The 13,041-nt window shown below is 48.5% G+C and carries 16 protein-coding genes and 4 tRNA genes; 18 read left to right on the top strand and 2 right to left on the bottom strand.

The annotated features are described in order from the left end of the window. The first annotated feature begins 196 nt into the window (after positions 1-196). The 9 genes from tatA to WC515_02610 all read left to right on the top strand — a co-directional run bounded on the left by tatA (position 197) and on the right by WC515_02610 (position 5,661). On the top strand, positions 197-373 hold the full coding sequence (tatA, locus tag WC515_02570; GenBank protein ID MFA5146250.1) for a twin-arginine translocase TatA/TatE family subunit: 177 nt from the start codon (positions 197-199) through the stop codon (positions 371-373). An 8-nt stretch (positions 374-381) separates the two neighbouring features. Continuing rightward, positions 382-1,104, top strand: coding sequence for a twin-arginine translocase subunit TatC (gene tatC / locus WC515_02575; protein MFA5146251.1), 723 nt, complete (start codon positions 382-384; stop codon positions 1,102-1,104). Continuing rightward, complete coding sequence (locus tag WC515_02580) at positions 1,091-1,303, top strand: hypothetical protein (GenBank protein ID MFA5146252.1); 213 nt, start codon at positions 1,091-1,093, stop codon at positions 1,301-1,303. Before tatC ends, WC515_02580 begins: the two co-directional genes overlap by 14 nt. Before the next feature lie 66 nt (positions 1,304-1,369). After that, a complete protein-coding gene (locus WC515_02585) occupies positions 1,370-1,645 on the top strand; it encodes a PqqD family protein (protein ID MFA5146253.1) in 276 nt (91 codons plus the stop codon). Continuing rightward, positions 1,642-2,862, top strand: coding sequence for a PqqD family peptide modification chaperone (locus WC515_02590; GenBank protein ID MFA5146254.1), 1,221 nt, complete (start codon positions 1,642-1,644; stop codon positions 2,860-2,862). Before WC515_02585 ends, WC515_02590 begins: the two co-directional genes overlap by 4 nt. Positions 2,863-2,875: 13 nt before the next feature. Then, positions 2,876-3,010, top strand: a complete 135-nt coding sequence (locus tag WC515_02595) for a hypothetical protein (GenBank protein MFA5146255.1) — start codon at positions 2,876-2,878, stop codon at positions 3,008-3,010. Between the two features lie 19 nt (positions 3,011-3,029). Next, entirely contained in the window at positions 3,030-4,052 is a 1,023-nt protein-coding gene (locus tag WC515_02600; GenBank protein MFA5146256.1) for a radical SAM protein, read from the top strand. A gap of 41 nt (positions 4,053-4,093) precedes the next feature. Continuing rightward, the gene (locus WC515_02605) at positions 4,094-4,855 is read left to right on the top strand and encodes an ABC transporter ATP-binding protein (GenBank protein ID MFA5146257.1); all 762 of its coding nucleotides are present in this window, start codon (positions 4,094-4,096) and stop codon (positions 4,853-4,855) included. Further along, positions 4,852-5,661 carry an ABC transporter permease gene (locus WC515_02610; protein MFA5146258.1) on the top strand — a complete coding sequence of 270 codons (810 nt, stop codon included), beginning with the start codon at positions 4,852-4,854 and terminating at the stop codon, positions 5,659-5,661. The genes WC515_02605 and WC515_02610 overlap by 4 nt, the downstream gene beginning before the upstream one ends. Here WC515_02610 and WC515_02615 read toward each other — a convergent pair. Continuing rightward, positions 5,658-6,860, bottom strand: coding sequence for a nucleotidyltransferase family protein (locus WC515_02615; protein ID MFA5146259.1), 1,203 nt, complete (start codon positions 6,858-6,860; stop codon positions 5,658-5,660). The two genes, WC515_02610 and WC515_02615, sit on opposite strands and share 4 nt — an antisense overlap. A gap of 153 nt (positions 6,861-7,013) precedes the next feature. Here WC515_02615 and WC515_02620 point away from each other — a divergent pair, with 153 nt between their 5' ends. Then, positions 7,014-8,078 (top strand): glycosyltransferase, encoded by a 1,065-nt coding sequence (locus tag WC515_02620; protein ID MFA5146260.1) that lies wholly within the window; start codon positions 7,014-7,016, stop codon positions 8,076-8,078. Positions 8,079-8,096: 18 nt separating this feature from the next. Next, positions 8,097-9,059 (top strand): hypothetical protein, encoded by a 963-nt coding sequence (locus WC515_02625; protein ID MFA5146261.1) that lies wholly within the window; start codon positions 8,097-8,099, stop codon positions 9,057-9,059. A gap of 11 nt (positions 9,060-9,070) precedes the next feature. Here the strand turns inward: WC515_02625 and WC515_02630 are convergent, their stop codons facing one another. Further along, a complete protein-coding gene (locus WC515_02630; protein MFA5146262.1) occupies positions 9,071-9,430 on the bottom strand; it encodes a S24/S26 family peptidase in 360 nt (119 codons plus the stop codon). A 239-nt stretch (positions 9,431-9,669) separates the two neighbouring features. Here WC515_02630 and WC515_02635 point away from each other — a divergent pair. The 7 genes from WC515_02635 to WC515_02665 all read left to right on the top strand — a co-directional run bounded on the left by WC515_02635 (position 9,670) and on the right by WC515_02665 (position 13,024). Further along, positions 9,670-9,746 (top strand) — tRNA-Arg (locus WC515_02635). A gap of 151 nt (positions 9,747-9,897) precedes the next feature. Next, positions 9,898-9,982, top strand: a tRNA-Leu gene (locus WC515_02640). 428 nt (positions 9,983-10,410) lie between these two features. Next, a tRNA-Lys gene (locus tag WC515_02645) sits at positions 10,411-10,486 on the top strand. Positions 10,487-10,719: 233 nt separating this feature from the next. Next, positions 10,720-10,794, top strand: a tRNA-Gly gene (locus WC515_02650). Positions 10,795-10,967: 173 nt separating this feature from the next. After that, on the top strand, positions 10,968-11,432 hold the full coding sequence (locus tag WC515_02655; protein ID MFA5146263.1) for a PTS sugar transporter subunit IIA: 465 nt from the start codon (positions 10,968-10,970) through the stop codon (positions 11,430-11,432). Positions 11,433-11,498: 66 nt separating this feature from the next. Continuing rightward, a complete protein-coding gene (locus WC515_02660) occupies positions 11,499-12,740 on the top strand; it encodes a YvcK family protein (protein MFA5146264.1) in 1,242 nt (413 codons plus the stop codon). An 8-nt stretch (positions 12,741-12,748) separates the two neighbouring features. Beyond that, the gene (locus WC515_02665; GenBank protein ID MFA5146265.1) at positions 12,749-13,024 is read left to right on the top strand and encodes an HPr family phosphocarrier protein; all 276 of its coding nucleotides are present in this window, start codon (positions 12,749-12,751) and stop codon (positions 13,022-13,024) included. Positions 13,025-13,041: the final 17 nt, after the last annotated feature.

Below are 13,041 nucleotides of genomic sequence, written 5' to 3' on the forward strand. Positions count from 1 at the left end.
CAAAGGGGATTTATCAAGTAACGGGTTATTGACACAAAGGCCGAGGGAATTCCTGCAAATTCGCGAGACGTAAACCGCAGTGCACGGCGAAAAAATTCAGGCCGTGAACAGGACCCTGAGTGCGGCAGGGGGACGAAAGATTTTACGCTACCTTTTCTCGTCTTGGTATGATAGAATCTTAAAAAGGAGTTTTGATATGAGGATATTCGGATTGGGTATACAGGAGCTGCTCATAATATTCCTGATCTGCCTTCTCGTATTCGGGGCCGCCAAGCTCCCGGAGATCGGCAAAGCGCTCGGCAAGACGATAAACGAGTTCAAAAAGTCGCTGAAAGATCCGGACTCCGATAACGGGCACAAAGAGCAGAAGTAGCTGATGATATGGAACGGGAACTCCCCTTTCTCGGGCACCTGGAAGAGCTCAGGAAACGTATCATCATATCTCTCGCCGCTCTCATAATCACCACGCTCATATGCCTGCCTTTTTCTGCCCATATATTCAGGATACTCAAGCTGCCCATGGCCGGGGTCGTTGATAAGCTCGCCTTCTTCGGCCCCGAAGAGGCGTTCATGATCTATATGAAGGTCGCCTTCTTTGCCGGTTTCCTGGCGGCATTGCCCGTCATCGCGTACCAGTGCTGGGCCTTCGCTGCCCCGGCGATAGAGGACCGTCTCAGGAGATATACCGCCCATTTTGTCTTACTCTGCTCGCTCGCTTTCCTGGCCGGATGCTCTTTTGCCTATTTTGCGTTACTGCCTAACGCGCTCAGGTTCCTTCTCGGTTTTGCCCTCGAGGACCTGGAGCCGGTCATATCGGCCGATAAGTATATCTCGTTCGTCATAGCCATAACGGCATGTTCCGGTATTGTATTTGAGATGCCCGTATTGAGCTTTCTCCTTACCAGGGCAGGGATAATAGATGCCGGCCTCCTGCGCAGAAAATTCGGGTGGGCGGTAATAATGATAGCCCTCGCAGCGGCGGTAATAACGCCTACGACCGATATCTTTAACATGCTCCTCATGGCCGTGCCGATGTTAGCGCTCTATGAGGTGAGTATATGGGTGTCTTTCCTTGCCTCGAAGGGTCGATATGGTAAAGATTAAAGGTCTTCTGGTGCATAAGATACTCAGGGAGGTCAAGCATCTTTGTACCGGCATGATCCGATCTTTTAATGTCCGCGTTTCTATAATAAAGACCGTGATACATGAATATCGCTGCGAGAAGTTGCTGGGCATAAGGACAGCCGAGACGTCCTGCTTTAAAGACGATATGAGTTTATGCAAGGATACGGAGAAATATTAAGCAACCCCTTGCGACCCGGATATGGAGCAGCAAGGGATGACCTGAAATATTGAGCAAAGGGACGACATGCCGCTGGCCAGGAAATACAGGATCGATAAGGACAAAGTGACCTACAGGGTAATAGATAACGAGGCGGTTATACTTAACCTGGATAGCGGATATTATTACAGTTTAAATGGAGTGGGGACGGAGATATGGAAGATGATGGCTGTCGGAAAGACCACGGACGAGATACTGGATTATTTTGAGGCCGAGTATCGATTATCAAAGTCAAGGTTGAAAGGCGACCTCCTTGAACTTATCAATGACCTGGAGAGGGAGGGGTTGATACAAGCGTTATGAAAGAGATATCCGTGATCGTGCCTGTCCGCAACAGAGAGAGGTATATAGGCCCGTGCTTGGAATCTATATTGGACCAGGCCATAGGCGAAGACCGGTTCGAGGTGATCGTCGTCGACAACGGGTCTACGGATAAAACGGCTCAGGTTATCCGGTCCTATCCGGTTAAATATCTCTATCTGGAGAGGCCTTCCATCTCCGCCTCCAGAAACCTGGGTATCAGGAATTCCTCCGGTGAGTACGTTGCATTTATCGACAGCGATTCGGTCGCGGATGAAAACTGGCTACGGGAGCTGCTCGGAGGTTTTGACCACCCGAGGGTCGGCGGCTGCGGAGGAAAGATATCGGTGCTGGATAAAGACAATAAACGGCTAAGCACTCCACTCACGCCTCACGAACGATTCATAGAATGTAACAGGTCCAATCTGCCAAGGGCATTTACCGGGAACGTGATCTTTAAAAGGAGATCATTGTCGAGAGTGGGATTTTTTGACGAAACGGCCCAATTGGAATTGAACGGAGAAGATGTAGACCTGTCATGGCGATTGCATCTGGCGGGGTATCATTTGAAGTATGTCGATTCCGCGATCGTCTACCATGATTCGAAATTGACCATAAAAGATGTATGCAGGATCGGATATCGTAAAGGGCAGACCAACGGTTTTATGAAAAAGAAGTACTATTTTATAAATAAGATGTTCTGCACGGGTATAAATATGGTGCTCTACCCGCAAATATTGTTTCTATTATACGTTGGGAAGGGGGCTACCGCGGACAACATATTTTTAACCGTCGTTAAAGGGCTTCTCTATGCCGTATCTGCATTATTCGGAGAGATAAGTTTCATCGCAGGATATAGGAGTGAAAAGTATAGGCCTGTCTTTAAAAGATTTAAAGAGGAGATGATGGATATGACGGCAGAGAGGGGTTTCAGCGCTGTCGAGGACCTGGATGGGTCCAAGATGAAGATCCCGAAAGGCGTCATATGGGGAGGCCGCCTGAATGAGACCAATGTGGCGGACATGACTTCCCGCAATGTATTTCACCTGAATAAAATAGGCTCTTTTATCTGGTGCAACATGCTTGATTCACGGCCATTGGATGAAATAACCGTTAAATTAGCGGAGAGTTACGGAATGGAATACTCCTTAATAGAGAAAGACGTAAGCGACTTTATCCTGGAGCTCAAAAAGCATAATTTTCTGGAGCCGGCAGGATAGGCGGCGGGATGATATGAGAACCGGGAAAAGGCAAAAGGACAAAGAAGATAAGAACAGGTACGAAAAACCTGTGCTGAAAAAGTATAAGAAGATCAAACAGATATTCGGTGTGATACCGCCTGGCAACGCTGCAGTAGTGAGCCTTTAGCATGAGAATGCCCGGATATATGAAGACGACCAGCCCCTCATACCTGTTTTCAAAGTTGGATAAAGGCCTTTCCTTATTTTCTGCGCAGATCGGGCTGACGAGCAGGTGTAATGAAAATTGTGTGCATTGCCTGGTCTGCAAAGAACCGAAGAGCGAGTTACACACAGGCGAAATTAAGTCCGTCATATCTGAACTCAAAAAGTTAAATTGCCTGACGTTAATATTCACCGGCGGAGAGGCAATGCTGAGAGAAGATTTTTTCGATATATTGGATTTTGCCAAAGGGAAGGGATTTGCCATAAGAATACTTTCAAACGGCACCCTGATAGACGAAACAAATGTAAAGTATTTAAAGGTGATAAATCCCCTGAATATGCAGATAAGCCTGTATGGGGCTACCGCCGGGATGCATGATTCGATCACCCGGCTTAAAGGTTCTTTTGAAAGGACGGTACGGGCTATCGACAATTTAAAAAAGAACAGGATACGTTTCAACATTGCGTGTATGGTAATGCGCAACAATTTCAGAGAGTTACCTTTGATCAGAGAGATGGCAAAGAGGCGGCGATGGAAGGTGGTCATGGATTTTCTCATAAGGCCGAATGAATCGGGCTCTAAGGTCCCCACCGGATACCGTGTCAAAGACGGGCAGATGAGAGAGGCGTATTCCCTCGGCCTCTTACCCTATATGGATAGGAATAAGCGGCTAAGGCATTACAGCAAAAAGCGTCTTTACGCGACCCGCATGGGGAGAGGGCACATCTTCATCTCTTCGGACGGGAAAGTCTATCCCGGCATAAACATGCGGGTAGAGGTGGGGGATTTAAGAAGGGACTCTCTTTCCGACATATGGGATAAGTCGGAGAAATTGAATTGGCTTCGAGGCCTGAGCTTATCGGATTTTGAATGTTCAGGTTGTAAATATCTCCTTAACTGCTGCTGGGATCCGGGGCTTGCCCTTGCGGAACATGGGGACCTCTTTAAGAGGCCGAAAGAATTTTGCAGGTTCACAAAGCTTATTGCAGGCAAGACATGGCAATGATCGGCATGCTGCCGCTACCGGCAGCACAAAGAGACACCGGTATGGACGCGATAAACGCAAAAGATCTGACAAAGCATTTTTTCCACCGCCGGGGCATCTTCGGGAGGCGGTGCTTAACAGCAGTAAATAATGTGACCTTATCTGTCCGCAAGGGGGAGGCCTTTGGTCTCCTCGGACCGAACGGCGCGGGGAAGACCACCCTTATAAAGATGCTTACGACGTTGATCACGCCGTCGAAAGGGGAGTTATTCGTTAACGGCTACGGCCTGAGAGAAGAGAAGAAGATAAAAGGATCTATAAGCCTGATCTACCCGGGAGAGAGAAGTTTTTACCATCGCCTGACCGGCAGGCAGAACCTTGAGTTTTTTGCAGCTTTGCACGGCATCCATCCCTCCCCTGCCAGAGTGAAGATAGGCGGATTGCTGAAGACGGTCGGGCTGAGTAACGATGCCGATGTGTGGTTCGAGAAATACTCTTCGGGTATGAAACAGAGATTGGCCGTTGCCCGCGGTCTGCTCAATGATCCGGAAATAATCTTCATGGATGAGCCTACAAAAGGGCTGGACCCGATAGAGGCGCGGAGATTCAGGAGATTTGTGAGGGAGTTCCTTTCTGGAGAGAAGAGAAAGACGGTCTTCCTGGCTACCCATCAGCTCGACGAGGCCGAAGATATCTGCGATCGCGTTGCTGTGATGGATTCGGGTGAGATAAAGATCTGTGGGATGATCGGGGAATTCGCCGGCTCCGGGCGTACGGGTCTCTATGACCTGTTGGTCAGAACAGTGGACGGAGGGAAGAGTTGAATTTTTTTATAAAAGCCGCCGCATTCATAAAGAAGAGTTTCATAATCCAAAAAAATTATCCTTTGCAATTCTTTATAGTCATATTTGACATTGTTTTGGGGTTAGCATTTTTTTATTTTTTAACGAAAATGTTGGGACAGGATCAGGAGCAGAGGTTCGGGTTTTATGGAGGAGGGCTCTTCACATTTTTTCTGATCGGCATGGCCTATGCCGGTTTCCTTTACACCTGGCTATACTGCTTTTCCGATATGCTTCAGAATGAATTCTATTCCGGAACGCTGGAAGTTGCGCTTGCGACACCGACCGGTATATTCCAGATACTATTCTTTTCCTCGTTATGGCCCCAGCTATATGCCTTCCTGAACGTTTTTTTATATTTTATCATAGGGATTTTGATATTCGGGGCCCGTATATCCGCGGCGAACTATCCGCTCGTTCTGACAGTGACATTGGTCTCTATGGTAGCGTTTGCCGGGTTGGGGATAACTTCGGCTGCCCTATTGATAGTTTTTAAGAAAGGCGACCTTCTGAAGAAGGCGTTATATGTCCCGTCACTGTTTTTAAGCGGGGTCTACTTTCCCGTAGAGGCTTTGCCTGGATGGCTGCAGAAGATATCGTCGATCCTCCCGGCAACATATTCGCTGCGAGCTATCCGGAATGCGCTCGGAGGCAATTCTGCCGGTTCTGTTTACGGGGATATTGGGGTATTGGCTATTTTTGCCGCGATCTTATTTCCGGCGGGCATATATATATTCAAGAGGGCTTTTCTGCACAGTAAAAAGGTCGGCAGCCTGACCAGCTATTAAGAATGCCGGCGCAGCGTTTTCGCTAACAATTTCATGAGAAGAAAAGGTGCCTGCAGAAGGCGAAGCAAATATAGGGGCCATCTCTTATATCCGGGTGATCCCAATATCCTGTAGTAGTAAAAGTCTTTATTGTATAGAACTGTCCGGGCCAGCCTTAAGATATCCATTATGCCCCTGACGGACATCAGCTCAAATATATAGGTGTTGATGAGGTGAATTATCGGTCTCTTTTCATCTATTACAGAGAAGAACCGTTCTTTATTTATGGATTGTCCTAGAACGGTCTTCTTTAGAATAGACGGGCTGAGGCCGTGCATGACACCTGCCGGGACCATCGCTTCTCCCGGCATCAATAAGTCGCCTGCCAGGCCGAGCGCATAGTACACCATGGGAGCAGCGTCATACCTTACCGAGTTTTTCACCATCTTATCCCAGTCGATGTTTCCGCCGAAGTACTTTAACGACTCCGATATATCGCAAAGGCCTCTCAGCCGGGGGGAGTACGGATGGTCGGAGAACTGTTTTATGCACAGGTAGATCAGGAGGTCTTCCGCGGCCATGGCCAGGACACAGGCATCGCCGATCTCCGTATCTTTTGCCCCCGTCAATATACCCGGCAACAAGGCCTTTCTGCTCCTGGACGGAGGGAAGAGATCGCGATGCACCTCCAATATGACGGGCATGGATGATAGGGGATCATTTTTTTCATACCTGAAATGGAACGCATTATCGCGGCGATATCTGAGTTGCTTAGCGGTTTCAGGGCTCGATACCTCTTCTGCCGGCGCATAGCCCGATCCCAGAATGTATCTCTCAACGGACGGCAGATCCTCGTTACGGACCAGGATGTCGATATCGTACATATACCGCAACGGCAAATTTTCGTATAAGGTGTTGATGAAAAATATACCCTTCAGAGGCATCACCCTGACGCCCGCCTGCTTAAGGCCCGATGCTATGCGCCTGAACTCTTCCGACAGGAAAAGGTTTCTTGTTATGATGTGATCGATCTCTGCCCCGGCGTGCAGGCCGGCGGGCATAACGGAAGGGTCTATCTTGCCGAGGTGATAATAGACAAGGGGTTTTATATGATGATAGGAAGCAATATCTGCAACCTTTTGCCAGTCAATATGTTGACCGAGAAGGTCTCTTATTTCCGATCTTATCCGGTCGTCAGTCTTGATCCTGGCACATAGCACGACGAGTCGTTCTTCGTAAGACAAATTTGCCTCTTTTTGAAAAATTTTTCTATACCCGGACGGACATCCCGGTAATTATAGCATTTTATACAACCCTGTGATATATTTAATTTCTATAAGGAGCGCGGGTATATGTGCAGGAAGGGCCGAAGGATGGCTTCGCAGATAGACATTATCATAATTACATATGATGCCAGAGATAAACTTGAGCGCTGCCTCAGGTCGATAGTAAGGAATACCGGAGGCCTAAGTTATCGGATAACTGTCGTCGACAATGGATGCACCGATGGTACATCCGGTTTTTTAAATATCTACCACCGCAAAAATAAATATGTGGATATAATCCGGTCCGATAAGAACCTTGGCTTCAGCGGAGGCGCCAATATAGCATTAAAGAATACCCGTAACGAATTGATCTGCCTCATGGATGACGATGTAGAAGTGACCGGGGGATGGTTAAGAGAACTGCGGAGAGAGATAAAGGCCAGGCCGGATGCCGGTATCGTAGGCTGTAAGATATTATCCGGTGACGGGAGGATATGGTCTGCGGATTACAGGATACGGTTATTGAATTCCATCGGGATAGGTGAGATAGACAGGGGGCAGCGGGATTACATAAAGGAGTGCGATGCCCTCGTAGGGCCATGCTGGCTGATGAGAAGGCGTATTTTAGACAAAGTGGGTTACTTCGACGAGCGGTTTTTCCCATGCCAGAACGAAGACATAGATTACTGCCTCAGGACAAGGCTTGCCGGTTATAAGATCGTTTATGACGGCAGGGCCAGGATCATCCACCATCATCTTTTCAGGGATGGTGGCACGGCGCAGAATCATAGGAACAGGCAAAGGTTCCTGAGAAAATGGGGAAAAGGGCTATTGCGATTCCCCCTTAAAGACAGCGAACCCGCAGACAGGCACATGGCGAACGGGATAGACCATCTTGAAATGGGCGACTTCAAAAAGGCACTTGATGAGTTTCGAAAGATGGGAAGGCGCGACAAGAGATTTTTAGAGCCGGCGTATATCGGGACGGCATTGGCCGGTATGCATGAATACGGGAAAGCGGTCGAGCAGTTTAAAGAAGCCATCTATTCAAATCCCTCGAATATGGGAGCGCATCACCGGCTAGCCCTGATCTACAAAAAGATGGGCCTGGTCAAAAAGGCCAGAGATGCGGCGGCAAGGACGTTCGATTTCGTGACATCGAGATCAGCGTGATCCTGTAATGCAGGCGATATGAGATATAGACGTAAATATACAAATAAGTATCTGTCTATAAGCGTCGACACTAACAGCAGCCGTGTTTATAAATTGGTCGACAATTTTCTGGATTTTAAGAAGAGCCGCGATTCCGGGCCGCGGATAAAGATGGACTTCCGCGTGGATGAGATCAGCGATAAGCGCCCGGATGTAAACGACGGCCCGATCCACAGAAGCAGGATCGGGAGGGACGGCGCTCTATTATCTTCGGGGGATAACAGGATAGCGACGGTTGTCATCGATCCCGGGCGAGGTATGGTGAGGGGAACGGTCCTGAATTTTCAGGAACCTTATAAGGAATACATCCTTGATTTTCTCCTGATGCAACCGTTGCGCCGTATACTGGCTCGCCATAGATTGTTCTTCCTGCACGTCTCCGCAGTATGTAAGGACGGTGATTGTATACTTATAAGCGGTCCGCAGAATAGCGGCAAGAGCACGCTTGCGTTGACCCTTGCCAGGAACCGGTTCGATCTTTTAACGGATGACGACTGTTTTATCAGATCGGCAAAAAGAGGTATCCGGCTGTTCCCTTTTCCCACAAAAATGGGTTTAAACGATGCAGCTGTCAAAAGGTATCCGGAACTGCATAAATATGCTTTAAAAGATTACCGTTACGGCGGGAAGCGTCGTCTCTCCCTGGGCTCCTTTTATCCCAAGGCCGATAGAACGGAAGATTACAGGTGTAAGATGGTGATATTCCCGAAATATAAGGCGCATGCGGAGACCGCCATAAAAAAGATTCCCGGGAAAGGGGCGCTGGACAGATTATTTTATAATGACCTGACAAGCTATACTAGGGCCGATATAGAGAATATGTTCTGGGCTCTATACAATATTACTCAGGATGCCGGCTATTTTGAGCTTACATACAACGATGCCGGATTGGATAAGATCCCGGGGATAGTCCATAAGGCGTTTATGAAAGTCCCAAGATAAGCCAGCGTGTCTCAGGGCGATATAAGTGTCCTTTTTATAAAACGCAATATTTTGACGGTATAGGCCTCGAGCATAGAGACTGCCCCAAGGATATGATTCGTAATCCGCCATACGATATTGTCTAAATGCATCTCTTTACCGCATCTCCTTACGGCGATCGCCTTGCCTATAAGCCGTTCTGACAGCAAAGGCATGTCTATATACGGCAGGTTATCCCCTTTGGTTATGAAGAAAGGGCCGTATCTGTATAGAAATCTATGTATATAGAGATGGCTGCTGAGCTTGCATATTACCAGATCTCCAAGAGACAGATCCTTTAGCACCAGTTTGCTGGTTACGATCTGGTCTCCGACCCGTAAGAACGGCCTCATACTATAATTGCTGGAGACCTCAAATATAAAAGTTTTATCAGACTCTATATGATCCTTAAGCAACGACAACGCTACAGCATTTATATGTTCGCTCATATGGTATATATCGGTCTTTTGGATTATACTTCTTTCCCTTCATTTGCGTCAACCATTTCTTTAGCCGAGGTTAAATATTTTTGTAATTGAACGGATAAAAGTACTAGGGTATAATTAACCCGGTAAAGACGTGCAAGTTCTGCGCGCCTGTAGCTCAAACGGATAGAGTGGCTGGCTTCGAACCAGTAGGCTGGGTGTTCGATTCACCCCAGGCGCGCCATAGAATTTGCTGTAGCTTTCCGATAGGCAAATTCATACCGAAGCCTGCTCTGAAAATTTCTTCGAAATTTTCAGAGCGTTTAGGCGAGGGATATAGAGCATCAGTAAGGTTACCGGCTATAACGCGTTGGTCGCAGCGAGGCCGAAGCGACGCGGGCGTGGTGGAATTGGCAGACACGCATGGCTTAGGACCATGTGGGGCAACCCTTGGGGGTTCAAATCCCTCCGCCCGCACCATCGCTATTTTTTATAGATCCGGTTTGAATGGCGAAGTAGAATATTGCATTTTCTTCTTCCTTTTGCTATAATTAAAGTCCTTATTTCCCCGAATTAGAGGGAAGGGGCGCAGAGCGTCCCCCAAAACATATCTATAACTTGTGAAGGGAGGGGAACAGCATCTCTGTTGTTTGACAGTATAAGCGACGGCCGCGTAGCTTCCGTCTTCGCATTCAACCAGAGATATGCATGATGCTTCGGCGGATTTCGGGCATGTATTGCGTATAGTCGGGTTTAGCCCTCAACAATTTTTGTGCTAATCGGCTCTTTGATGCGATTCAGGGGAGTTATTCAGTGGCCCGCGTAGCTTCCGCCTTCGCATTCAACGCGTAATCGGCAGAATGCTTCGGCGAGATTTCGCTTGCAGGGCTAAGGAGTTTATAGACAGCGCCCGCGTAGCTCAATTGGCAGAGCAGGACACTCTTAATGTCAAGGTTCCAAGTTCGATTCTTGGCGCGGGCACCATTAGATTTGCATGCTATTACGGGTGGCAAATCTATTCCCGCACATATTGCAAAAATATCGAAGAGATTTTTGCAATGCTTATGTGCGGGAATATAAATAAGATTTTTTTAATTTCAGGAGAAATTTACAGTACGGTTTTTCCTTAGAGCACTCTTTCAAATTATGAATTTTCAGAGAAAATTCATAATTTATTGTTTCGCTCTAAGGACGTAAATTTCAGGAGAAATTTACAGGCGGCGGTAATTCAGTGGTAGAATGCCAGCTTGCCAAGCTGGATGTCGTGGGTTCGAAACCCATCCGCCGCTCCATCCTACTTCGCTCAAAGCTTTTCAGCTTTGAGCTTCGTAGAGATTAAGGATAGGAGGCAAAATTTTCACAGGGGAATGTTTCCCCCCCCTTCTCTTAAGATCTTTACCCCTTTACATAGGTGTCGCTTTCGCGACCTTGTATCTAGACAAAACAGCAAGGAGGCGTTATTTCTATGAAGATCATGGAGTTTTTGAACAAAAAGGCCATTGCTACGAACCTCAAGGCGGCCGACAAGGAAGGCGTGATACGCGAACTTGTCGACCTCCTTTCGAAGGCCGGAGAGATCAAAAATAAAGAAGAACTCGTAAAGGCCCTCCTGGCGCGCGAATCGCTCGGTTCCACCGGCATAGGACAGGGGATAGGCATACCGCATGCCAAGTCACAGAACGTGAAGGAACTGGTAGCGGCGTTCGGGCTTTCACAGAAGGGTGTCAATTTCGATTCTCTGGACGGAGAGGCGGTATATATATTCTTCCTACTGCTGGCCCCGGAAGAATCCGCGGGACCTCACCTAAAGGCGCTCGCCAGAATATCCCGTATGCTCAAGGATAAGTATTTCAGGGAGCTTCTCAGGAAGGCGAAAGATGAAAAAGAGGTGCTCCATATCATTCAGGAAGAAGACGCGAAGAAGTACTGATTTAGCTATCAGCTATCAGTCATCAGCCGTCAGCTAACAGCGGCTGAAAGCTGAAAAGATGAAAAGATGAAAATACTTAAGGCGTTCAAGTGGTTATACCCCGGCATGTGGGTAAAACGATGGATCCTTTTGACGGTCTTCGGGATCATCATGATATCCATGGGGTTCGTCATGGTCATATTGGAGCAGAGTTCGCGGAATAAGACATTCGCCGCAACCGTCATCATATTCGGTATACTATCCGTGATCACCGGTGTAAAGAGGATCATAAAATCTTTCGTCACCATCCTGTTGCCCCAGCATATGGACACCCTCGTCGATAAGGTATACCAGAAGCGCATACTGGAGAGGGGGCCGAGGATCGTGGTGATCGGCGGGGGGACCGGGCTCTCCACTCTTCTGCACGGCCTTAAAGAGTATACGAGCAATATCACCGCCATCGTCACCGTGGCGGATGACGGCGGATCATCCGGCCGTCTCAGGGAGGATTTCGACGTGCTGCCGCCCGGCGATATAAGGAACTGCCTCGTCGCCCTGGCCGACGCGGAACCGCTCATGGGCAAACTCTTCCAGTTCAGGTTCGGCGAAGGCACGGAACTGAGCGGCCACAGCTTCGGCAATCTCTTCATAACGGCTATGTCGAAAGTGGCCGGCAACTTTGACGCGGCTATAAAGGAATCGAGCAAGGTGCTTGCCATACGGGGGAGCGTCCTCCCTTCCACGCTGGAAAAGGTGACGCTTATGGCAAAGCACGAAGACGGCTCCGAAACGGTGGGAGAGAGCCAGATCCCGAAAGCGAAGAGCCCCATCAGGAGGATATTCCTGCGTCCGGTGAACTGCAGGCCGACCGACGAAGCGGTCGAGGCCATAAAGAGGGCCGACGCCATAGTGCTGGGTCCGGGAAGCCTCTACACCAGCATAATGCCGAACCTTCTTGTCGGCAAGATCTACCAGGAGATCCTATCCTCGAAGGCGTTGAAGATGTACGTGTGCAATGTCATGACACAGAAGGGCGAGACCGATGACTACAAGGCGAGCGACCACCTGAAGGCGATCATAGAGCATACGACGCCGGGGATCGTCGAATACTGTATCATGAACACGGCAAAGATACCGCCCGAAATACTGAAAAAGTATAAAGATGAAGAGGCTTATCCTGTGGTCCCGGATTCCGAGAACCTCAAGAAGATGAAGTGCAAGGTGATCGAAGCCCATATAGTCACCATCAGGGATTATGTCAGGCACGATGCCGTTAAACTGGCAAAGATAATAGTGGACCTTGTGACGAGCATCAAGAAAGCGAGATAGGGACCGGGATGACGGTAGAGAAGACGATCGTTATAAGAAATAAACAGGGCCTGCACGCCAGGCCGGCGGCCCTCTTTGTCCAGATAGCGAACAAATTCGACAGCGATATCACGGTCACGAAAGGCAAGGATAAAGTGAACGGGAAATCGATCATGGGCATAATGATGCTTGAGGCGGGGAGGGGCTCAAAGGTGACTATCGTCGCCACGGGCGACGACGCCGAACAGGCGATCACGGAGCTTGAGAACCTGCTCTTGAGCGATATGGAGGATTCGATACTTTGAAGGAGAGCGAAAAGGTG

The organism is Candidatus Omnitrophota bacterium (assembly GCA_041650805.1).
GTDB lineage: Bacteria > Omnitrophota > Gorgyraeia > 2-01-FULL-45-10 > 2-01-FULL-45-10 > JBAZKM01.